This is a genomic window from Methylophaga thiooxydans DMS010 (assembly GCF_000156355.1).
Lineage (GTDB): Bacteria > Pseudomonadota > Gammaproteobacteria > Nitrosococcales > Methylophagaceae > Methylophaga > Methylophaga thiooxydans.
Map to the genome: position 1 here is coordinate 1 of NZ_GG657884.1, position 19,995 is coordinate 19,995.

The following is a 19,995-nucleotide window of genomic DNA, read 5'->3' on the forward strand; positions in this document are numbered from 1 at the left end:
AAATCACGATAAGCATGCCAACTAGCATGGCCAAGCAGCGGGTATATCACGATCATTCCGATCAGGAAGGTGGCAAGACTAATACCCATCAGTAATACAATTAAACTCGCCCAAACCAGCATGGTTAGGCTGTTAGAGACAACCACTTGAATGCTGATAATCATGGCGTCCATTGCAGTGATTTGACTATCGATGATAGCGGGTACCGACACTACCGACATGACATAAACCAGGCAGGCCAAAAGACCTCCCACAATCAGATATAAGGCCAATTGCATCGGTGCCACAACTGCAAAGAAATCACCCCACAGGGTTTCATTCAAGGCTGGTGCAACATTGCCGACTGTTGCCAGTAACACCAATGCGGATAAAAAGAACCAAAGTACGCTGAAGCCAAGCAACATGCTGGCAAAGCGGACTAAAGCCGTTTGGTTACGACTCAGGCCATTCAATGAGCTGTCAAAACTGACGGGGCTCTCTTTTTGTCGTTGGCGTGAAATTTCACACAGGCCAGCGGCCATGATCGGCCCAATAAGCATAAAGCCCGAGATGACGGCGGCAAGCACATAGACATGGCGGCTGGTTATCAACAAGGCTATCAAGAAAATGGCGGTGACAATCAGCCCATGAGCAAGACTGGCAGCAGGGTTATGAATAAGATCCCGCCAGCCTTTTGATAACCAATGGAAGGGACGCAATAAACTGACATCCTGTATCGAGAATTGTGATGGGATTTTATAATTAAGGTGACTTTGTACACTCATGATTTTCTCCTTCCCATGTCGAACGATGGGCAGTAATCCATTGTGAATGGAGGCATGAGATGAAACAGTAAGCGTTGAAGATAAGGTGAGTACCCATACCTCTTAATTATGAGACAGGCTTTGAGCTGAAAAAGCTCCGCGAAAATATTCGTATCCTTGATGTTCATAAAACAACGCCGTTACGATTGCTAACGGCGTTGTTAATGAGAAAAGCGACTTTAGAAGTTGTATGGGAAGCGGAAGCCAACGGAGACATCTGGCGCATCGGGGGTAATGCCAATACCGACATTACCGGTCATGGTCAGGTTGTCACCGAGACTATAACTCACGCCAAAGTTAAGCAGCCCGGCACTGGCATCACTGCCGTTGACGTCTATCTCAGATTGGCCTCGTTGTTTGATGCTGGTTTCTTTTGTAATACGGTGTGAGTAAGACATGCTGGCACTCAGCTTTTCATTAAGCGCAAAAGCAAAACCGGCACCGAACGCGTAACTATCTCCTAAATCGACATCAGCGCCGGTTTGAATGTCGGGACTGGTACTGATATCGCTAAACGAGCGTTCAAAGTTATAAGTGTAGGAAAAATTGGCAAACAGAATCGCTGGATCAGTTGTCTTGATAATACTAATCCCGGGGGTTAATGACCACACGCCATTACCTGTAGGTAGCTCGGTCGGCACGGTCAGATTCTGACCACTATCTGAGACTTCAACAAATTTAATACCGTAGGGGTCTTTCCCTGTAGGTGCTTTAACCCGAAGACTTAGGACCGTGTCAGGACGTGAGCCTCGTTCCTGAAAAAGTCGATAAAATGCACCAAAGCTGACATCACCAAAGTCACCATTAGAGACATCATCCTCAGCGACTGAATTCGTAGCGAAACCCGCACCAACCGTGGAGAATGATGAGTCACGATAAAGGTAAGGCACATTGACATCGAATTGCAGACGGTCGCTGTAGCTATAACGTCCGGTTAGATCAAATGTCCACGTATCCGCTTTAATTCGGTCAAGACTGATGTCGCCTAAGAAAATTGCATCCAAAGCCAGAAAGCCATTTAAGAATAGGTCTCGGCGATCAGAGTGAGAATAAGTAATACCGGGTTCAATAGTGAATTTTCGGTCAAACAGCGTATGTTGCTCACGGTACACGGCTTCAGTGCTTCGTGCAGCCGGCGCTTCTTTGACGACACCTTGCTGGTTTTGGGCTTGCTGTGTGCCTGACTGCCCTTGAGGTTCTCCCTGCTCTGCAGAGGTATTCGGCTGGGGTTGTGCGCCACCAACTTTGACATTTCGTGGCTGCGACTCTTGTTCAAGTCGCTGTATCTTGACCGCCATGGCTTTGAGCACATCATTTTGTTGCTCGTAGCGCTTCTGCATTTGCTCGACTTGCTGCTGCAGCTGTTCGACTTCTTTGTCTGTCGCCGCCTGTATCGGTGTGGCGAGTGCCATACCGATACAGAGGCTCAGGGTGGTGTAACGATTTTTGAGTGCAGGCATTTTAACTCCTTGGCTGATTACTCGACCCCATTTAAAATGAAGTATTGAACGCGGTTTTAAAATTTGTCAAATTTATTGTGTGCATTCATCAGGATATTAATGCCTCATATCGACGTTTTCCTAAAAAGGTGTGGTCTGTGACAGTTGTCGCAGTGATGACAAAATTTGCTGTGTATTTGCAGAAGAAGACACAGCATTATTTCTGGTTTGTATATCCAAGTTGATAAGGTTACGAATCTGATTGAGATCGCCACCCAGTCTTACTGACTGTAAGACCTGACCATTCCCTTGTGAAATACTACGTATGGCTTGTTGTGCCTGCCCTTGTTCGAGGACATTTACATTCACTGACAAGCCATTATTGACCAGAGAAACCGCAGCGGTATTGCCGGAAGGGGTTGTCACATTTAGATTCGCCCCTGTGTTTCCAACGGGTGGGTTATTGCCTGATTCGTTGTATTTTTTGACCGATATACCGATGGAGTTACCGATACCATTGGTATTACCTGCAACTTGAATACTCTGTACTACCCCAGTCACATTTTCTAACCCTTGACCACCGGTGACGAAATTATTGCCTTGTGAGGATGGCTGGCCGACGGGCTGTGTCTGATGGATGCTGATCACCGGTTCAAAACTAATCGACGGTTGACCATTAGCCATATTCACCGCCAAGGTGCCGCTGGCATTGATGACCTCGCCAGTTGAGGTGATCCACTCGGTTACCATTCTGATACCAAAGGTCATAATTTGCCCGGCGGAAACAAATTTACCGCGTGTTTCTCCCAGTACGTCATCCGAAAGTTCTTGAGCGTTAGCAAAAACTCCCATTTCAGGGAGCTCAGCATGGGCTTGATGTAGAGGCGCAATACACAAGAGCAGCACTGAAAGTGCAACGGCACGAGGTTTAAACCGTCTGGGTAGCGACGTCCCTGTTTTGTCTTTTGGCGTAACACTGTCCCTGCTGTACGCACTAATGATAGTTTTCATCTTGTCCTTCTCCATTTTGACTGCCGAACCTTTCATTGGTCGACAACGCATGGGCAAGCAGACTTAGAACAGCTCGGAGCGATAAAAGCCAAACTCAACCAGCTCAGCATCTGTTAATGGTCGCCAGGTATCGACCGTGTTTCGCGCGGTCAGAGGTTCCTTGGGACGTAACAGAATGGAGTCACGGTCAAAGCCTTCACCGATAATGGCAAAGGTGACTTTATTCCAACCATCCACGAAGTCTTGCCTGTCCATGACCCTGTTACCTAGGGCCGGATCGGCGATGTATACTTTGTCTTGTGTCGTTTTTTTGAGAACGACAAAGTGTTTGTAACCACGTATATCCAGCAAAGCGATAGTGGGGATTTTGATGCGATCAAGGATCTCCGGATTGACGGAGTAGCCGCGTCCACGTAACCCCAGTGTTTCCACATAATGTTTAATATCTAATAGTGAAAAACCTTGGCTTTGCACCAGTTGTAAGTCGCTGACCTTGAGCATGCCTTCAATCACATCGGCTTCAGTGAAGTCGTAGTTGTAGGCATAATTGAGAATGGTGGCCAAGGCAGCCGCACCACAACTGAAGTCAGTTTGCTGTGGCACCATTTCAACGAAATGTTGCTCGCGCATACTGATAATGTTCTTATTAATGATGGTGCCGGGAATGACACCACTAAATTGAATATTGGCCGCATTGCTTAACGACATTGACAGCCAGAGACTGAACAAGCTCGTGAGTAGCAGTGCGCTTTTTTTGTATTTCATTGTCTGGTGGCCTTTAGGAAAACTCCGGCTCCCGGAGGAGCCGGAGAGTTCAGTTGATCGTACTCAACTCATTGTATCCCTACTTTTACGGCTCACCACCGCCACCACCATTACCAGGCGCACCTGGACCAGTCGCGGCTGCGATGGATAGGTGATTGCCTTGCAGGTTGTTAGTACCCGCAGCAATGTTGACACCGATGTTACCACTGGCACCGCGAAGTGCGTCTCCACCGAAGTTGGCATTATTGTGGTGAGGACGAACAATCCAGCGGGTAGTGACAACTTCACCGGTGAAGGTGCCGCCTAAGGTTACTGCGCCTTGCTCCTGAAAGATAATACGACCACTTTCATTAAAGGCTAAAGCACCACCGTCACCATTCAGATCCGAACCACCTTGAGTGTCTGTATCCAAATCAAAGTGACCGGTTTGGTTACCAGCGGGGTGAGAGTCACCAGACCAGATATCAGGATAAACATCGCCAATCTGATCTGATGTACCTACATAACGTGCATTTGGCAGGTTGCCTGATACTGAACCTTCCAAGGTGACCTGAACGGTATCGCTAACTTGTTTCAGCATCCCTTTGTTCATAGTGAAGTTATGATCTTGGGTTTGAATGCTAGATACAGTCGCTTCTGCCATTGTGCCAGAAGTGTTGACAGATGCAGCCAGTGAGTTGGCTTGCAGATTGCTGTTACCAGCAGAGATGTTAACGGCAATATTACCGCTGGCATCACGCAGTGTGTTGCCGCCCATAACCGCATCGTTACGAACACCATGGTTGAAGTAAGTGTTACGTTCTGCATTTTGATTCGAAATAGAATCGGCTGCTGCAAACACAAACGCGGCATCAACTTTTGACAATGAAGCACTGTTATCTTGTGCATTGTTGTCACCTGCTGTGATATTGAGGCCAATATTACCGCTTGCTCCCTGCAGGCCGTTTTCTTCAGCTTTGGCATCATTATCAGTCAAGTAGTTGATGGATTTATTACGGTAGTTATTCTGATTCTGACTAGTCAGAGATGCAGAGCTACTGTTGACTGGGATTTCCCCAACCACATCAATATCACCTTTAACATCAATATAACGGTCAGTGTCATAGACCCTTTCTAACTCGACATCTGTGTCATTTTCATACTTAGACACGCTCAAACCTAAGTCAGCACGGGCATTGAGTTTAAGGTCGACCAGTAAAGTAGGACCGCCGGGGCCGTTACCTGGACCACCGGGGCCACCTGGACCACCAGCTGTAGCAACACTACTTGCCACCAGCATGGTCATCGCGACAGCGATAGGGGTGTACTTGGTTGTAAGTTTCATGACTTTCTCCTTGATGAATCACAAAGTTATTTCGCACCCAGATCAAGCTGGAGTACGAAGTTGTTGGCCGTGCTATTGCCCGACCCGGCTGACTGGTTAACTTGCACCAGCCCGCGTGAACCGTTGAAGGCACTATCAGCGATAGTGGCACTTCGGATTCCCTCGTCTGGTTCGCGGGCTGCCAGTCCAGCCCCGGTCGACATGTTGGAAAGCATGCTTTCCGACATGACGTTGACATCCAGCCCAATACCGATTGCCATCCCATTGACTTGGGCGTTGCCCGTGCCACTGGTCTGATTAATCGAGAGAGCGCCGATACTGTTAGTAAAGGCATGACCGCCAATACCCGATATCGACAATCCTGACGGTGTGCTGGAATTCTGATGTAGGTTTTGCTGTGTAAACAGACCAATGCTTGCTACCCCGTTAGGGTTGAGAGCTATGGCTGCTGCATTCTGTTGTGCGTTAGCATCACCCGCAGCCATATTGACCACGTTACGACCTCTTGTGCCGCTGAGTGCATGACCATCGATCATGCTGTTGTTAATGGCATAAGGCAGCCCGGTCAATGCATCGTCAGCAATGGCTGCCGGCAATGTGGGCAACAATGAAGCAAACAGCAAACTGATAGGTAAAAGCTTCATAGTTATCTACCTGGTAAAGTGTCCGATAACGCACCACGAATATCGCTACCAAGACTTCGGGTAGCACCGCCGACACTGCCGGAAATGCTGCCACCGAGACCGGTGGTGATACTGTTTACCGTACTCATCTGGCTGGAGACACTGCTACCGCTTCCATGACCACCTAATTGATTGGTCAGAGTGCTAGCAAAGTGATTGTTGATAGCCGATGGGCCTGAGACGGCGTTGGATGTGATACCGGAAAATTGTTGATCGGTCAGTTCGCTCATCCCCATGTCCTGCATCGAATTATTGAGGGATTGGGTTTCTTTGACCGGTGAAGGATTAATGACAGTGGGTAGGCCGGTATGACGATTTACATCCCAGCGCTGTGCTGGCACATCGCGGCTCATAACGATGCCTCCAGGCTCTGCATTAATGGGTAATAACAAACTGACCAGCAGTAAGCCTGATACAGTTTGAATAAGGTGTTTAACATTCATGGCGTATCAACCGTGATGGTAAATTGACTGCCTTGACCTGAATGGTTGTTGTGGGTGGGTTTCTGACCGTTATCAACTTCATCCCATAAGATGACGCCTGTTTGTATGTCTGGAAAACTGAAACCTTGGCCACGATGACTAGACAGTTCTTGATCAGATAAATGGTGACTGACCGAAAGGGGAGCCAAATCGGAGTTACCTGTCATTAACAAAGCAATGTCTTGCGCCATGACTTGATAACCAGGCAAAGCCAGCAAGATCGAAATAAGAAACAGTTTTATTTTTTGCTTTGTCATGACACGTTCTACATATTTGTCTATTTGAACATGTCGTTACAGTATTCATGCCATGATTGTAACTTGTTGATATTTAATTATATTATTGGGTTTTGTGGCGAGTCGCTAACGCAGATCTGTAAACTTTTAGATACACGATTTTGTGGGGGGTAATTTGTAATCCTATGTATTTTAAAAGAAAACTTATGAACTGAGATCTGTACCGTTTTCGTTACAGTCACAAAAATGTATTACAAAGAAGGAGGCTTATTTGCTGTGTGGCTAGCGACAACTATTGTCGTTCGCTTAAGTTATGCAAGGCGAGGCATGCTATGTGGCACAAGAGGATGCGGTGTATGTGATAAACACCGTTAAGGTTTTTTAGTCACTAATGTTAATGCTATGTTTTTCTATCAAGCGATACAATGTGACGCGTGACACTTTGAGCGTTTTAGCGGTGAGTGTGACATTGTTATGCATTCGCGCCAGAGCATTAAGAATAGCTTCACGTTCAGCACGATCTTTTGCTTCCTTGAGAGACATGAAGTGAAAATGATGTGAGGATTCATCAATACCCAGATCTTCTGCAGAAATGAGTCGGTTTTCACACATCACCATGGCATGGCGAATACGGTTCACCAGCTCTCTGACATTACCTTCCCAAGCGTAATCACGCATAACGGCAAGGCAAGCGCTAGAGAAGCCCTTCACCGTTTTATTTTTTTCATGTGAAAACTTTTTGAAGAAGTAATGGGCAAGCAATTCAATATCACCGGGTCTTTTTCTTAAAGGCGGTGTGCAGAGTTGCAACACGTTAAGACGATAATAAAGATCTTCGCGCATCTTTCCTGTCTTAACGGCTTGTTCTAAATTAATGTGGGTGGCAGCAATGATTCTCACATCAACAGGAATTTGTTCGTTACTACCCACCCGTTGGATCGTTCCTTCTTGTAGAAAACGTAACAGATTTATTTGTTGATCCAGTGGCAAATCACCGACTTCATCTAAGAAAATGCTGCCTTTGTGAGCGGCTTCAAAATGCCCCAGCTTTTTGTGATTTGCCCCTGTAAAGGCGCCTTTTTCATAACCAAATAACTCAGACTGAATCAGGCTATGAGGAATGGCTCCACAGTTCACAGTAATAAAGGGACCGTTTGCACACTTCGAGCGCTCATGTATCGCGTGTGCCGTTAACTCTTTACCTGTACCACTCTCACCCGTGATAAGAACAGGAGCTGAAACGCCGGCGACCTTTCTTATGTTTGCAAACAGGTTTTGGATTTGTTGACTGCTACCGACCATCTCCTGTTCAAGGCCATCGGTTTCGTCAGGAATATTAACCGTATCCCATTTCATTTTGGCCATGCCGTAAGCATGACCGACATTGGCGAGTAAATGACTAGGATCGACGGGTAGCGTGTGAAAGTCAGAAAATGACTCAGCAATAATCTGCTTGAGGCTCGAATTTAACCCGGTTTCACTGTGAACGAGTGCAATCCATTCCATTTGGAAGTATTGCTGAAGCATCTCTTGAATTTGGGATAGATAAGATTCTGTATGTTGGCAAGTTAGCTCAATTAAGCCGACATGCAACTTATGCTCACGCATGGTCTGTTTGGCTTCATCAATATTACTCGTCTGTTTGACATGCCAGTCATTCAACTGCAATGTCTCTAACAAGTTTTGAGAAACGCCGTTATTTCCCATATAGATGAGTGCACGCCCATCTGACTTCATGAATCTCCCTGTAGGCCGCCACATGAATTGCGATCTCTCGCCACATGAATTGCGATCTGTAGTTTAATCGTCAGTTGGCGAAACTACTCCTCGCTTAACCAAACGTCTCAGCAAAATCCTAGCGACTTGGTCTGGCTTCATACCTCCAAGAGTGGTGAACTCGACCTCTGGCTTATGAGGGTCACCTAGATCACCATAAACCCGAACCACACCACCAACTTCATGGTACTCAGACTCATAGAGCTTCCCTTCGACCTCAACAGAAACAAAACCAGACATAACAAACTCCAAACTAACTATAGGTAATTAATGATCTATTTAAGCTGCTTTATATAAGAAGTAAATGCAGAAGATTCATCATAACTGCCACCTAAACGATCAAGTGGTTTTAAGTTCTCTCTAGTGAGAAACACTCTGGCAAAGAGAATGATTTGTGTGGCTTTACTGACTAAAGAGTCAACCTCTCTAACCCACTTCGCCCATTTCTCTAAATCTTGATAACTGAGCTGATTTATATCGGCATCTCTCAATTGATTGAGATTGCTTTCAAGCTGAATAACCACCAACTCTCTGATGTCGTTCTCATCATACAAAGCCTCTAAGCCAGCAATTTCAGCAACAGGACGTTCAACATAATGAGGCCTTTCAAGGGTTACATTTTGAGCAGCCTCAATAGCTTCAACCTCTTGCACAGTAGCTTTCACGGTAATTATAAGTTGATTACTCCGTGTCTTGATCATGCTAGACAAGGCTTTAGATATGGTAGGAAATTTATTCTGTTTAAACGGGCTAAGTTTAGAATTAGCCCAATTGGCACCTTTTTCCTGAGCCTTTAGTTCCGAAACCTGTTGTTGAACAGAATCAATATCAAACTCTCTTAATGTGGCACGGTTTTCAGATTCAGTAACAAAACGGTCGAAGCGTTTCGATAGAGTGTTGAATTCAACACCGAAGTAACTGGCACCACATAACTGGCCGATGTTAGTGGTATAGCCATCTTCAGTTGAGACAATATAGCCTTTGTTATGAGGCGAATGACAAGTTGATAAACCACAACGAATTTTTTCAGTAAAAGTATAATTACCTAGAATCTCCTTTAATTTATGGTCTGATGGATCGAGGTTTTCCTCAAAACCAGCTAAGTCTTGAATATCTCCCCATGAATCAACACGGATTAAGCCTTTCTCGGTATTTAGTGTAATCATCGCTTAAGAATGTGACTCCATTTGTTAATTATCACCAATTCCATATTAGCAGCTCACGGGATGCTTTTTTATTGTGATTTCCACCTACCGTGTAATTGATATTTAAAGGCTTATTTGAGAGGCCTTTAAAGACCTTTTTAATAGTGTCGTGGTCGTTGATGCTGATGAGCATTTTGCCTGGGATAGTTTGGGCCAGTTCTGCCATGGTTTCGTATTGTTCTAAACCAAAGTCTTGACCGTAACCTGCGGTTTCATAGTACGGTGGATCCAGATAGAACAGTGTGCCTGGTCGATCATATTTCTGAATGCAGCGCTGCCAGTCTAGGTTCTCGACGTTGGTTCTGGCCAGGCGAAGGTGAGCGGCGCTCAGATCCTCCTCGATGCGGAGTAGATTGAGCCGTGGCGGACTGGTAGTGGCGGTGCCATAGCTCTGGCCGTCGACCTTGCCACCGAAGGCAAGCTTTTGCAGATAGTAGAACCTGGCTGCACGCTGGATATCGGTGAGCGTTTCGGGTGTTTTGGCTTTTTCCCATTCAAACAGTTGTCTGCTGGATAAGGCCCACTTGAACTGCCGGACGAATTCTTCAAGGTGGTGCTGAACAACCCGGTAAAGGTTGGTCAGCTCACCATTGATGTCATTAAGCACTTCGACTTTGGATGGTTCCTTTTTGTAAAAGAGCGCTGCGCCACCAGCAAAGACTTCGACGTAGCATTGATGTTCCGGAAACAGGGGCAGGATGTCTTTTGCGAGTCGGGTTTTACCGCCCATCCACGGGATAATTGGTTTGGCCATGTTTTTCCTCTATTGGTCTGGCACTCGCTGGTGCTGGATTAAGAGGCTCAATGGCCTTCAGGTTGTTGAGTGTCTTACATCGCGGACACTTGATTTCGATTTGTACGTATTCAGCTTTAGCCAGTAACCGGCTGCAGCCACCACATCTAACTTCTTTCATGTGAGCCTCTATCTGTTTGTGCTAGGCTGGCCCGGCTGCGTCGACGCGGCGGGATGGCCTTGGTTGGCTCACAGGGTATGTGCCTGTGGGTTGACGGCTCGGCAGTGTTGGCGCACTGCCGAGTCGCTGTCTCTTCCTTTACTTCAGTATTTGGTCTAGCGATTTGTATTGGCCATCTTCAAAATGAAAACGGCCAAAGAAGCGAACCAGACCATAGAACCCAACAGCTTCTATAGCTGCTGGCAATTGTAATGACCAATGCAGCCGCTTGACATCTCGCAGCATGGCTTTAAAAAAGCCTCGGTCAGCTGAGAGACGATCCTTATCACCACCACCACGTTGGTAGTTAAAATCGTGATGACGGCAACTCGCCTCGAAGAACCAGCCAAATAACAGCTTAGCAACTGGTTCGGGTAGCCAGTCAGGGCCACAGCCATTTCCAAAACTGATTTTTTGTTCCGGTGTCAGGTCTGACCAGGATATTTTTGATTGCTTAGGCATTAGCTGTAATCCACAACAATCGCGTCAATATCAGCTTGAATCACATCCGGCTGCTGCTCATCTTCGTGCTGTGTTTGAAGTGCATAGAGCAAGTCTTCATAGTCCTGCTTTTTTCCAATAGCTGGGCCAGCCACACTTTTATAATTGGACGCATTGCTAATGATTCGTCCGACTAGGGTTGCTTTATCAACGCTGGCTCTCTCTGCAACAATGAAGTCAATCAGTGGCGTCGGCGCGGCATTGTCCGACTGCCAAGCTATTGCTTCTGGCTCTTGCGTTGGGAAGCTAGCAATTTCTTCAGCCGTATAAAGACTCGTGACTGGAGCCATGGCTAGTTTGAATTTCTGAACAATCTCAGAATGCTTATTAGCAAGCCGATCATCGATTATTAGTTTTGAATCTATGACAGATTGAATTTCTGACTCATCAATTTCAGTCATGCCAGACTTAATTAAATGATCTTGTGAGCCATCGGATTCAAATGCAAAGACATTATTATTTTCGTCTTTAAAATATTTCATTATCTAAGCTCCCACCAAACATCAAATCCCGAAAGAACTCCAGCTCCGGCTTGATATGTGCTACCGTTCGGAATAATCAAATTAACGTATTGTTCATCAGAATCACCTGCGATAGTGCAGATAACTTCACCGTCAACAAGGAAATTACGAGGCCCACTGCCAGCGCTTAGAACTATCGCCAGTTGAATAGATCTACCAGTAGTGTTTGTATAAGTAACACCCTCTGAACGACTGACAAAAACGTCTTGCCAGACCTGCCCCTCGCCAATAGCCATCGTTTTGATTTTGGCATCAAGCTTGTCGGGGCTGATAATACTCTCAGTCGTATCGGTTCCCGTATTCCATGTCGTCTGATCCTGAATAGGCGTACCGGCAATCGGGTCAATATCAACAAACATCACGGTGGCTGATTTAGCCAGACCGACGACCACCTTTTCGGATGGCGCAGTTGCAGTAATTTCCCCCTCCGTACTGCCAGACAGATAATACTTGTCACCCACCGTCAGGCCGGAGAACAGCGCCGAACGACCAAACGCTTCGACCAGGCTGTTGGTGACATCCGCAAAGCCGACCATCTTCTGTTTGTCGGTACCGTCGGCAATGGCACGGTCATAGCGGCTGTTGGCAGTGTCCCAGTACACGGCATCGCCATCGGCTACTGATGGACCAAAGGTGACATCTTCCAGCCGTACAACGTGGTTGGTGGCTGAGACCAGCTTGACGATGGCTTTCTGCAGCAGGTTTAAATCACCATCATCAGGTGTGAGGCCTGCATTAGTGATGACGTTGCGTAGTGACTCGCCCATTTTGTAGAACCAATGCGCGCCGGGCCATGTCGCTGGTGTACCGGATGTAGGATCACCATTTGTTGGATAACCAACTGACGGTACTGCTGGGGCATCAGGAGGTGATGCTGAAGCATCCGCTTCATAATTACGTGGTTCCATTATTATCCTCCGTAGGAAAAAATGAGTGTGGTGTGATCGGGTTTTAATCTATGGAGTGTGCATTCGAGGCGCTTATTGCCCCATGATGCTAATGGCTCATCGACGCGGCCATTCACTCTCCAATAGCTAATCGTTTCTTCAGGCGCATTGACCTGCCATGCAAACTGCCAAGACTGCCCATAAAGCGGTTTATTGACTCGGTCTGCGACTGTCCAGCGCGAAAACTCGGTGATAGTGACTTGATAGCCAATCGATTCTGCAATGGCTATAAAATACGGGATGCTTTGCCCCCCTTTATTGGTCACTTTGGCGTATAGGCTAGCCAGTCGCTGCTGAAGGGTTTGCACGTCATCTACGCACGGATCGGGCAGCGCGTAAGCGGCTTCCCACTCATTAAGCATTTCATAGGTGGTACGCGGGTCTGCTTCGTCTAACAGGTCATCTTCACGGGCGTGAAGGATGGCAAGCTCTTCAGCGGTTGATTCGAACAAGCCGATAAAGTCAGGATCGTGTTGCAGATCGTCCCAAAGCAGGCCGCGAGGCATTAAGGCCATCAGCATAGTGAGGTATTGCTGGGTTTTTATTGCCATGTGATATCACCTGGCACGAGAATTTGGCCTAGCGTTAGCGTGACGTCTTCTGTCGGGCTAACTAAAACATGATCGGTCTCACCAGCAGCGATACTAATCGCTTCTCGGATATGGCTGACTTTGATAGTGCCTTTGCCATTACCATCTTCTGGAATCGCTTCTCGCGAAAGTAAGTCGGCTATTTCGGATTCAACGGCTGCTTTGACAACCGTGGTATTCGGTGTCAACGCGATAGTTAAATCTAAAGCGACAGGGATGGGGGCAACAACATAGATCCCGGCTGTAACAGGGTGCTGTTCAAAAATATAGTCATACACCGCTTCCACTTCAGTCGCATCAGGGATGATGCTGTCATCGTTATCTCTCACGAAACGAACGGTGACAGTGCCTTCACCCATCTCACCCGGATATTGCCATGCACGGGTAACACCTGGCACTTGTTTTGACCATCTAATGTAGTCATGTGCCGCGCCACCTTGAGCCGGTTGCTGGATGTTTTCGATATGACGTTGACGCCAACTTTCAAGCTGCTCGATGTCGGTACCATTGTTAATACCGTCTGCGTCAACGATGGCTTGGCCATTAATACCGGCAAGGGTATCGACAAAGGTTAAGGCAACGCCAGCGATGGCATTGGCTTCAGCGCCTGGCAAAACGGCTGTGACTGAAATAACGGCTTCACCACCGACAATAGTGACTTCATCATCGACTGTGTATTCAACCGCATCAGCACGTTTTAGAGTTTTACCGGCTTCGATAACAGCGCCATTGGTGCCGGTGACTTCACATTGGCCGATCGCGTATTCGAATGGGTTTCGCTCGGTGCCTTCAATTGATGCGAGACGACCAAAGTGCGCTTCATCGGCGCTATCAGGCAATAACTGCTTCGCTTTATAGGCTTGATAGCCATACATCTCATGCATGCCACCCGCCATGACCGTGGCAAAGATATTAAACGGTGAACGGCGCAGACGTGGCTGACCATCGGTTCTGCTATCAATATTCGCCGTTAAACGGGCATGTAATTCTGCCAATGAAGGACGTTTAAACGCCATTGAAAGCCTCCCAGGCATAATTGAAATTTAAAAGCTGGCCGTCTGCTGTTTCGATGTCGATATCTAAGGCTAACCATTCAGCGCGTGGGTAACTGGCTGTGACTTGCACGGAATCAACCACTTCATCATCAATGAGATGCTGCAAGGCTTCATCGGCATAGTCTTCAGCGGCTTTTCGCACAGGCTCGGTTTGCTTTTCACGTTGTAACAACCAAAGCCGTGAGCCGATCAAGTCACCAGAAACAGACGCCAAGGCATCGCCCCACCAGCCACGTTTATCATTGGTGCCATCGGGGATGACGTCATCTGAGTCGGCTTGTCTGTCAGTGAAAAGCGCCACGATGACGGCTGTTTCCAGTATCGCGACGTAGGTAATTTTTAATGGATCGGTTTCCAGCACAAAGCGTGGACGACCATTTTTATTCACCATTTTGATAACAAAATCCATCATGGTGTCATACTCTGATTAGGGTTACTGGTGGTGCCGCCACTATCGCCATTATGATTGTGGCCGTTATAAGTAGAACGCATGCTCGCCATGGTCAGACCATCGCTATCGACGTGATCGATAATGTCGCCGGTGACGTTCAGTTGGCCTTCGATACGAAAAACCGGCACTTTGGCCGTGATTTGTGTGTTGGCAATCAACTCCATCAGGCCACCCTGCTTGAGGTGAACGAGTTGTCCTTGACTATCGTAGAGTGCAACTTCGCCCGGCTTGAGACTGACTTGACGATAGCGCTTATCATCCATCTTGATGCAAACATAGCCATTGGTTTTACCGCCAATAGCCGCGACGACACCTTTTGCTCCGGGTAGTGGCACGGATGTTATGCCGTAATCTTGAATGCGAGGCACCTCAATCACCTCACCAGATAAGGTTTCGATCTGCACCATTTGAATCGGTGGTGCGTCATTGACTTTAAGCAAGGCACCGACACGTAGCATTTGTTGCAGGCCACGTTTTAATGGTGACAGTAATTTCTGTAAGCGACGCATTACCAGACACCGCCTTCATCGTTTGGCTCTGGCAGGGCTTGTAGTTCAAACGCTTCAGGCAAACCAAGGATCAGCTCAGCGCGCAGCCCTTTATCATCAACTATATAGGTGATGCCTACGATCAATAGGTCACGATTGACATTCAGGTAGTGGTCTTTCACTGCGATAAGGCAATTGGGTTCGATCAATTCATCGTCTAAATACCAGCTCAGCATCGTGTAATTAAATGTCTGAGCTTTCGCTGCAGAAATATTTCTATGCCATGTGGCTCTGGCTTTGCAGCCAGCGGCATCTAAGGCATCTTCAGCTAGAATAATTTTAGGTCGATGACGAGTAACGGCTTTATCTGCCACGGTAGCTGACACCGATACCGTATCTATCCAGGCACTGCTGGTTTGGCCTTTAACCGTGTAGTGACTAAAGCGTTCGCGTGATGAGCGTTTACGACTACCGGCTTTAATGTTGACACCGGTTTCTAAACTGCCTTTCAGGCGTCGGGTTCCGGAACGTGTGATTTTTAGGCCACCCAAACCATCAGACACTAGCAGTACTGCTCTGATTTTAGCGACGGTATCGAGCACTTCAAAGGTGCTTTCACCTTCATCTGATTTCATTGTGGCAAACGGTTTGCTGGTATCAACCGTTGAGGACACCGGAATACCGTATGGCTCACAGAGTACTGACGCACCCTCTAATTGGTTACGACCAGCCCACTGAAACGATGGCGCGCTACAATCAACCAGGTCACCGGTTGCATCACGCCCTGCTACTTGAATGCCATTAGTGCTGTCATCATAGCTATGATCAACTTCATCAATATAGCCAGTGATGACCGTGTGATCATCAATCGTCACCTTGCAGGAATCGCCATCGTTAATAGGGCGTGGCGCGCTGTTTTCAGACCATTTATCAGTCAGCTTGAGATTAAACTCATTCGCAATTTGAACAATTGAACGATTGATCCGAACCTCTTCCCAGCCATACCAGTCCAGACCATTCACTTTCAAGGCGACATCATGCATCCAACACCTCCAAAGTCTGACCACCGGGTACAAATCCGGGGTGACCGATGTTATTGCGAGAGACGATATCGGTTGCACGATCAGCGTCTTGGTAGAGCTGATGCGCAATCACTAATGAGGGCAATGTCGCTTGTGGTGTATAGCGACGAACTTGCTTGAGGTTGGCGGCACGTTCTGTCAGGTCTTGAACCATGGAAGCCCGTAAATCTTGCAGTGCGATATAGGTCTCATCGTCTGCCGCTTGCATTTGCTCATCTAATACCTCAGACAGTTCATCACGTGCGGCAATCGCATCTTGAGCCGAGTCATAATCACGGGTACTAGCCACTCTGGCCGCTTCAATTTGTGATGATTGTTGTACCAGGTTAATGATTGCCTGCTGATTTGAGGCTTGCTGAACACGACTTGGCGTGGTGGTTGGCACGGCGGCTGATTCGCTACCAAAGCTGAACAGTTTACGAAACTGAGTCATGGCAGAAAGACTGCCGACACTGCCAATCACCTGCCCCGCTAAGGCATCGGGCAAACCAACAAAATCGGCAATGGTGGCATCGATAACACCTAATCCGGAAAAGCGTGACTCGATATCGGATAAGACGGTTTTCGCCTGTTCTTTCACCCAACCTGGAAAGCCGGTAACGCTGTATGCCGATGTAAATTGTTGCTTCACTACAGCTTGTGCGTTTTTGGCCGCTGCATTGACGCGTTGTTGCGTGTCAACTTTTGATGTTGGCTTGGCGCGTGACTCAGCTTTGTAAAAAGTCAGAGTAAATCGGGCAATACCACCTTCTTTATTGGTTTCACGCAAACTGCTGGGGCCAGCCTGCACACGGACACGTCCGAGGTAACGATGAACTAAGGTGCCAGAGCCTTTTTTGTTTAAAGCCTCAATCAGTTTGTCACGCTGCTGCCTGTAATCTTCACCCACTACAAAAGCAGGAAAGGAGTACACAGCATCTTTGCCGCCTAAGTCTTCGGCATAGGCATCATCTTTAAAGGGATAATCATGCAACTGGACACGGCGACCAAATTCGAGCGTATGGTCATCAACATAAAACTCAACGCCACGGAATGAGGATTGTTGAAGTTGCTCGCGCCATGTCAATACTTGTTCGGCCATTACAGATTCCCCACTGTAGGGCCAGTATCGACATTAATATCCATGTCATCGCTTTGGATATTTTTGACCTGGACACGCTTATCGGTGACTTCAATTTGCAGTTGGCTGCGTTTTTCCGCACTTAATGCGGCCTGAGCATTATCATTACCAAACAAAGCCAAGGCTTTAGCAATCGAACGGCCTAATGCGTCAGCAAACTCAGTGCCTTCTAATGCATTATCATAAATAACCTTACCGGCTCCGTAACCTGCCAAACCAGCAGCGCCAACTGCTAAACCAGCAGTACCCATCGCTCCGGCACCCATCGCTGCTATTGTTTTCATATTTGGCGCTGCTCTAAGCATTTGCCTACGATTAGGTTTTTTTACTTTTGGTTTCTTTTTTGGATCCATACCCGTTGGATCCATGCCGCCGCGCATATTGACAACATAAACAGGCGTTACCCCATCCATCCCGCCTAGTGCACCACCCATGGCGGATTTAGCTTTGCTGCCTTTAACAAAGTCGGAGATACCCTTGCCACCTTTATAGAGTTTCCTCGCTAGGATAGCTGTGCCACCGACTGCAACCAGACCTGCTGCACCTTTGATGAGCATATCCAGTGTTTCTTTATCAATGTCATTGATCGTGTCCGCCAATGATTGAATGTAGGTAGTCAGGTTTGAGTCAGCAAATTGTTGCCAGGCAGTGTAGAGGTTTCGCATAGCGCCTGCGGCATCATTTGCTGCTCTGGTCGAGTCTTCTAATGTGGTGGTGCCATCAGCGTGGACATTCATGAATTTATCTAAGCTTTCCAGCCCACCAGTGCGCTGGAACTCGGCAGTGGAAGAATTGAATGCACGCATGGCTTCTGCATCAAACACGGTGCTTAACAGTGTTTTTTTGCCTTGTGTTTTTTTGATAATGTCGACCATGATTTCATTGATTGGTCGCAACACTTCTTCGCCACGACTTAAAGCTTCAGCATCAAATATTTTGATGCCGCCGCTTTTGAGCATGTCTATTTTCTTAGCATCACTCAGTGTCCGCATTAAGGCTTCAAAAGCCGTCGCTGCCATCTCTGATGAGCCGGTACCCTGACGGATAACCTGCAATGCCGCACCCATCTCACGAATAGCAGGAATACCTTGCCGCCCCATCGAGGTGTAAGCGGTGACAACACGAGGGCCTAATGCCGCAATATTTTGCAAGGTGAACGCGCCTTCTTTACCTTGCACATTGAGTGTGTCGAGTGCCGTAAGCACGTCTTTTTCCAAGACGATGCCCATTTTCTGGAACTCACCTAGCACTTCACCAATCGATGTGCCTTCTGCACCGGTTGCCTGGATGGCTAAACCAATGTTGCGGATATTGGCTTCAGCAAAGTCCAGGTCACCGGTTTTCTCGACAATAGATTCAATCGCGCTGGTGATTTGACTTGGGTCAACTCTGATGTCGGGTGATTGTGCCGTTTCATAGATTTTCTTTTTCAGTTCATCGATTGCTTCAGCACCGATATTGGCTTGAATGCCTAGCCGAGTGAAGCGACGCTCAAGCGAGACTAAAAACTTGGCTGTTCCGGCACCAGCGGCACCGGTCAATAGTGCGGTGTAACGATTGCCTAACTTATCAAGCCCGTTACCAAAGCTGCTGACACTTCTACGCAACACGCCCATTTGACGTTGGCCTGTTTTGCTAAAGCGTTTCCAACGGTCTTCATTAACACGCATCTGGCGGCCGAAGTTACCTCCGGCGTTGATGTTGATGCTGGTTGTTAAGTCGTTTTGGCTCATCGTTTCATTAGCTGCGTATAAAAGAGTCTTAAAGGTCTATTTAATGTGTAGTTAAGAGGCGTCTGGCTGTACTGGCTGAACTTAATCGTCTGCCAGTTCAGGTTCTCCGCCAGACGCATCATGCTTCCCCCGCTGCATGACAGACTCCAGCACTGCCTGGTCTAATCGTTCTGCATGAAACTGAAGCAGCTCAAAATCTTCACGGTGAAATTTACGCAGGTCATCAATATCAACAATGCCGTCATAATCACCAATAGATTCAATCTGCTTCGCCAAGGTATGAAGCCCCATCAATGTCGGACTGACAGCAAACACATAGCCATCATCTGATGCCGTGACACGTTCAGACGCTAGCCCCGCATCAATGATGTCTCCAGGGGTTAACTCTCGCAGCAAGACTGTAGTGTGGGTTTTATCGCCCATTTTGACGCCGTGTTCGAGTGAAATTGTTATCGTGGCCATGCGTTTATACCTTCTCCGCCATATCGCCTGACATCTCGACATCCGCACTGGTCATGCCATGCTCAATCACATTCACAGTGAAGGCGTTACGCATTAAATAACGTTGGCCGGTATCAGTGATAAACGTGACGGTTTTGTTTTTCCACTTATTCACCTCTGTCACGTCAACCGTTGACGTGAGCAGGATTTTAAACTTCAGGTTCGGTGGTGAATCTGATTCGGTGAAATAGGTTTTGCCACCATGGCTCGACGGTTCTCTTGAAACACCACCCGGATCTAACGTGGCTTCGTTTTCTGACTCAATAACACCGCCGTCAATTCTGACTTTTACTTTTCCTGTGACTTGTTCGCTCATTGCTTACTCCTAA

The 19,995-nt window shown here is 47.3% G+C and carries 25 protein-coding genes; all 25 read right to left on the reverse strand.

Annotation, left to right across the window (positions count from 1 at the left end; genetic code table 11):
* Window positions 1-764, reverse strand: a 764-nt coding sequence (locus MDMS009_RS01635) for a DUF2189 domain-containing protein (RefSeq protein ID WP_008290155.1), incomplete at its 3' end; no start/stop codon positions are given.
* Window positions 765-982: 218 nt separating this feature from the next.
* Window positions 983-2,263 carry a transporter gene (locus MDMS009_RS01640; protein ID WP_008290125.1) on the reverse strand — a complete coding sequence of 427 codons (1,281 nt, stop codon included), beginning with the start codon at window positions 2,261-2,263 and terminating at the stop codon, window positions 983-985.
* 120 nt (window positions 2,264-2,383) lie between these two features.
* Entirely contained in the window at window positions 2,384-3,253 is an 870-nt protein-coding gene (locus tag MDMS009_RS01645) for a hypothetical protein (RefSeq protein ID WP_043887780.1), read from the reverse strand.
* A gap of 63 nt (window positions 3,254-3,316) precedes the next feature.
* Window positions 3,317-3,961 carry a C39 family peptidase gene (locus MDMS009_RS01650; RefSeq protein ID WP_008290143.1) on the reverse strand — a complete coding sequence of 215 codons (645 nt, stop codon included), beginning with the start codon at window positions 3,959-3,961 and terminating at the stop codon, window positions 3,317-3,319.
* 142 nt (window positions 3,962-4,103) lie between these two features.
* Window positions 4,104-5,342, reverse strand: a complete 1,239-nt coding sequence (locus MDMS009_RS01655) for a hypothetical protein (RefSeq protein WP_008290151.1) — start codon at window positions 5,340-5,342, stop codon at window positions 4,104-4,106.
* Between the two features lie 26 nt (window positions 5,343-5,368).
* Window positions 5,369-5,986: a hypothetical protein gene (locus MDMS009_RS01660; RefSeq protein ID WP_008290171.1), complete on the reverse strand. Its 618-nt coding sequence runs from the start codon at window positions 5,984-5,986 to the stop codon at window positions 5,369-5,371.
* A 2-nt stretch (window positions 5,987-5,988) separates the two neighbouring features.
* Complete coding sequence (locus tag MDMS009_RS01665) at window positions 5,989-6,468, reverse strand: hypothetical protein (RefSeq protein WP_008290163.1); 480 nt, start codon at window positions 6,466-6,468, stop codon at window positions 5,989-5,991.
* Window positions 6,465-6,764, reverse strand: coding sequence for a hypothetical protein (locus MDMS009_RS01670; RefSeq protein WP_043887782.1), 300 nt, complete (start codon window positions 6,762-6,764; stop codon window positions 6,465-6,467). The genes MDMS009_RS01665 and MDMS009_RS01670 overlap by 4 nt, the downstream gene beginning before the upstream one ends.
* 360 nt (window positions 6,765-7,124) lie before the next feature.
* Window positions 7,125-8,480, reverse strand: coding sequence for a sigma-54 dependent transcriptional regulator (locus MDMS009_RS01675; RefSeq protein WP_008290159.1), 1,356 nt, complete (start codon window positions 8,478-8,480; stop codon window positions 7,125-7,127).
* 63 nt (window positions 8,481-8,543) lie between these two features.
* Window positions 8,544-8,759 (reverse strand): hypothetical protein, encoded by a 216-nt coding sequence (locus MDMS009_RS01680; RefSeq protein WP_008290137.1) that lies wholly within the window; start codon window positions 8,757-8,759, stop codon window positions 8,544-8,546.
* Window positions 8,760-8,794: 35 nt separating this feature from the next.
* Entirely contained in the window at window positions 8,795-9,685 is an 891-nt protein-coding gene (locus MDMS009_RS01685; protein WP_008290170.1) for a hypothetical protein, read from the reverse strand.
* A 31-nt stretch (window positions 9,686-9,716) separates the two neighbouring features.
* The gene (locus MDMS009_RS01690) at window positions 9,717-10,478 is read right to left on the reverse strand and encodes a DNA adenine methylase (protein WP_008290146.1); all 762 of its coding nucleotides are present in this window, start codon (window positions 10,476-10,478) and stop codon (window positions 9,717-9,719) included.
* Window positions 10,444-10,638 carry a Com family DNA-binding transcriptional regulator gene (locus MDMS009_RS16650; protein WP_081443579.1) on the reverse strand — a complete coding sequence of 65 codons (195 nt, stop codon included), beginning with the start codon at window positions 10,636-10,638 and terminating at the stop codon, window positions 10,444-10,446. Before MDMS009_RS16650 ends, MDMS009_RS01690 begins: the two co-directional genes overlap by 35 nt.
* A gap of 138 nt (window positions 10,639-10,776) precedes the next feature.
* Entirely contained in the window at window positions 10,777-11,139 is a 363-nt protein-coding gene (locus tag MDMS009_RS01695) for a hypothetical protein (RefSeq protein ID WP_008290144.1), read from the reverse strand.
* On the reverse strand, window positions 11,139-11,660 hold the full coding sequence (locus tag MDMS009_RS01700) for a hypothetical protein (RefSeq protein ID WP_008290664.1): 522 nt from the start codon (window positions 11,658-11,660) through the stop codon (window positions 11,139-11,141). Before MDMS009_RS01700 ends, MDMS009_RS01695 begins: the two co-directional genes overlap by 1 nt.
* Complete coding sequence (locus tag MDMS009_RS15720) at window positions 11,660-12,607, reverse strand: hypothetical protein (protein WP_008290149.1); 948 nt, start codon at window positions 12,605-12,607, stop codon at window positions 11,660-11,662. The genes MDMS009_RS01700 and MDMS009_RS15720 overlap by 1 nt, the downstream gene beginning before the upstream one ends.
* Before the next feature lie 2 nt (window positions 12,608-12,609).
* On the reverse strand, window positions 12,610-13,197 hold the full coding sequence (locus MDMS009_RS01710; RefSeq protein WP_008290129.1) for a YmfQ family protein: 588 nt from the start codon (window positions 13,195-13,197) through the stop codon (window positions 12,610-12,612).
* Window positions 13,188-14,252 (reverse strand): baseplate J/gp47 family protein, encoded by a 1,065-nt coding sequence (locus tag MDMS009_RS01715; protein WP_008290140.1) that lies wholly within the window; start codon window positions 14,250-14,252, stop codon window positions 13,188-13,190. Before MDMS009_RS01715 ends, MDMS009_RS01710 begins: the two co-directional genes overlap by 10 nt.
* Window positions 14,242-14,703, reverse strand: a complete 462-nt coding sequence (locus MDMS009_RS01720) for a phage GP46 family protein (RefSeq protein ID WP_008290120.1) — start codon at window positions 14,701-14,703, stop codon at window positions 14,242-14,244. Before MDMS009_RS01720 ends, MDMS009_RS01715 begins: the two co-directional genes overlap by 11 nt.
* Window positions 14,700-15,251, reverse strand: a complete 552-nt coding sequence (locus tag MDMS009_RS01725; protein ID WP_008290167.1) for a phage baseplate assembly protein V — start codon at window positions 15,249-15,251, stop codon at window positions 14,700-14,702. The genes MDMS009_RS01720 and MDMS009_RS01725 overlap by 4 nt, the downstream gene beginning before the upstream one ends.
* On the reverse strand, window positions 15,251-16,273 hold the full coding sequence (locus MDMS009_RS01730) for a phage baseplate assembly protein (protein WP_008290121.1): 1,023 nt from the start codon (window positions 16,271-16,273) through the stop codon (window positions 15,251-15,253). Before MDMS009_RS01730 ends, MDMS009_RS01725 begins: the two co-directional genes overlap by 1 nt.
* The gene (locus MDMS009_RS01735) at window positions 16,266-17,393 is read right to left on the reverse strand and encodes a DNA circularization protein (RefSeq protein ID WP_008290153.1); all 1,128 of its coding nucleotides are present in this window, start codon (window positions 17,391-17,393) and stop codon (window positions 16,266-16,268) included. Before MDMS009_RS01735 ends, MDMS009_RS01730 begins: the two co-directional genes overlap by 8 nt.
* Window positions 17,393-19,165, reverse strand: coding sequence for a phage tail tape measure protein (locus tag MDMS009_RS01740; protein WP_008290161.1), 1,773 nt, complete (start codon window positions 19,163-19,165; stop codon window positions 17,393-17,395). The genes MDMS009_RS01735 and MDMS009_RS01740 overlap by 1 nt, the downstream gene beginning before the upstream one ends.
* Before the next feature lie 81 nt (window positions 19,166-19,246).
* On the reverse strand, window positions 19,247-19,627 hold the full coding sequence (locus MDMS009_RS01745) for a phage tail assembly protein (RefSeq protein WP_043887794.1): 381 nt from the start codon (window positions 19,625-19,627) through the stop codon (window positions 19,247-19,249).
* A gap of 4 nt (window positions 19,628-19,631) precedes the next feature.
* Window positions 19,632-19,982: a phage tail tube protein gene (locus MDMS009_RS01750; RefSeq protein ID WP_008290154.1), complete on the reverse strand. Its 351-nt coding sequence runs from the start codon at window positions 19,980-19,982 to the stop codon at window positions 19,632-19,634.
* Between the last annotated feature and the right edge of the window lie 13 nt (window positions 19,983-19,995).

Excerpts from the sequence above, each read along its gene's own strand:
- MDMS009_RS01740 (WP_008290161.1), bottom strand. The coding sequence starts at position 19,165 with ATGAGCCAAAACGACTTAACAACCAGCATCAACATCAACGCCGGAGGT.
- MDMS009_RS01655 (WP_008290151.1), bottom strand. The coding sequence starts at position 5,342 with ATGAAACTTACAACCAAGTACACCCCTATCGCTGTCGCGATGACCATG.
- MDMS009_RS15720 (WP_008290149.1), bottom strand. The coding sequence starts at position 12,607 with ATGGAACCACGTAATTATGAAGCGGATGCTTCAGCATCACCTCCTGAT.
- MDMS009_RS01650 (WP_008290143.1), bottom strand. The coding sequence starts at position 3,961 with ATGTCGTTAAGCAATGCGGCCAATATTCAATTTAGTGGTGTCATTCCC.
- MDMS009_RS01665 (WP_008290163.1), bottom strand. The coding sequence starts at position 6,468 with ATGAATGTTAAACACCTTATTCAAACTGTATCAGGCTTACTGCTGGTC.
- MDMS009_RS01680 (WP_008290137.1), bottom strand. The coding sequence starts at position 8,759 with ATGTCTGGTTTTGTTTCTGTTGAGGTCGAAGGGAAGCTCTATGAGTCT.
- MDMS009_RS01730 (WP_008290121.1), bottom strand. The coding sequence starts at position 16,273 with ATGCATGATGTCGCCTTGAAAGTGAATGGTCTGGACTGGTATGGCTGG.
- MDMS009_RS01720 (WP_008290120.1), bottom strand. The coding sequence starts at position 14,703 with ATGATGGATTTTGTTATCAAAATGGTGAATAAAAATGGTCGTCCACGC.
- MDMS009_RS01715 (WP_008290140.1), bottom strand. The coding sequence starts at position 14,252 with ATGGCGTTTAAACGTCCTTCATTGGCAGAATTACATGCCCGTTTAACG.
- MDMS009_RS01685 (WP_008290170.1), bottom strand. The coding sequence starts at position 9,685 with ATGATTACACTAAATACCGAGAAAGGCTTAATCCGTGTTGATTCATGG.
- MDMS009_RS16650 (WP_081443579.1), bottom strand. The coding sequence starts at position 10,638 with ATGAAAGAAGTTAGATGTGGTGGCTGCAGCCGGTTACTGGCTAAAGCT.
- MDMS009_RS01735 (WP_008290153.1), bottom strand. The coding sequence starts at position 17,393 with ATGGCCGAACAAGTATTGACATGGCGCGAGCAACTTCAACAATCCTCA.
- MDMS009_RS01640 (WP_008290125.1), bottom strand. The coding sequence starts at position 2,263 with ATGCCTGCACTCAAAAATCGTTACACCACCCTGAGCCTCTGTATCGGT.
- MDMS009_RS01690 (WP_008290146.1), bottom strand. The coding sequence starts at position 10,478 with ATGGCCAAACCAATTATCCCGTGGATGGGCGGTAAAACCCGACTCGCA.
- MDMS009_RS01750 (WP_008290154.1), bottom strand. The coding sequence starts at position 19,982 with ATGAGCGAACAAGTCACAGGAAAAGTAAAAGTCAGAATTGACGGCGGT.
- MDMS009_RS01695 (WP_008290144.1), bottom strand. The coding sequence starts at position 11,139 with ATGCCTAAGCAATCAAAAATATCCTGGTCAGACCTGACACCGGAACAA.
- MDMS009_RS01670 (WP_043887782.1), bottom strand. The coding sequence starts at position 6,764 with ATGACAAAGCAAAAAATAAAACTGTTTCTTATTTCGATCTTGCTGGCT.
- MDMS009_RS01700 (WP_008290664.1), bottom strand. The coding sequence starts at position 11,660 with ATGAAATATTTTAAAGACGAAAATAATAATGTCTTTGCATTTGAATCC.
- MDMS009_RS01660 (WP_008290171.1), bottom strand. The coding sequence starts at position 5,986 with ATGAAGCTTTTACCTATCAGTTTGCTGTTTGCTTCATTGTTGCCCACA.
- MDMS009_RS01645 (WP_043887780.1), bottom strand. The coding sequence starts at position 3,253 with ATGAAAACTATCATTAGTGCGTACAGCAGGGACAGTGTTACGCCAAAA.
- MDMS009_RS01745 (WP_043887794.1), bottom strand. The coding sequence starts at position 19,627 with ATGGCCACGATAACAATTTCACTCGAACACGGCGTCAAAATGGGCGAT.
- MDMS009_RS01710 (WP_008290129.1), bottom strand. The coding sequence starts at position 13,197 with ATGGCAATAAAAACCCAGCAATACCTCACTATGCTGATGGCCTTAATG.
- MDMS009_RS01725 (WP_008290167.1), bottom strand. The coding sequence starts at position 15,251 with ATGCGTCGCTTACAGAAATTACTGTCACCATTAAAACGTGGCCTGCAA.
- MDMS009_RS01675 (WP_008290159.1), bottom strand. The coding sequence starts at position 8,480 with ATGAAGTCAGATGGGCGTGCACTCATCTATATGGGAAATAACGGCGTT.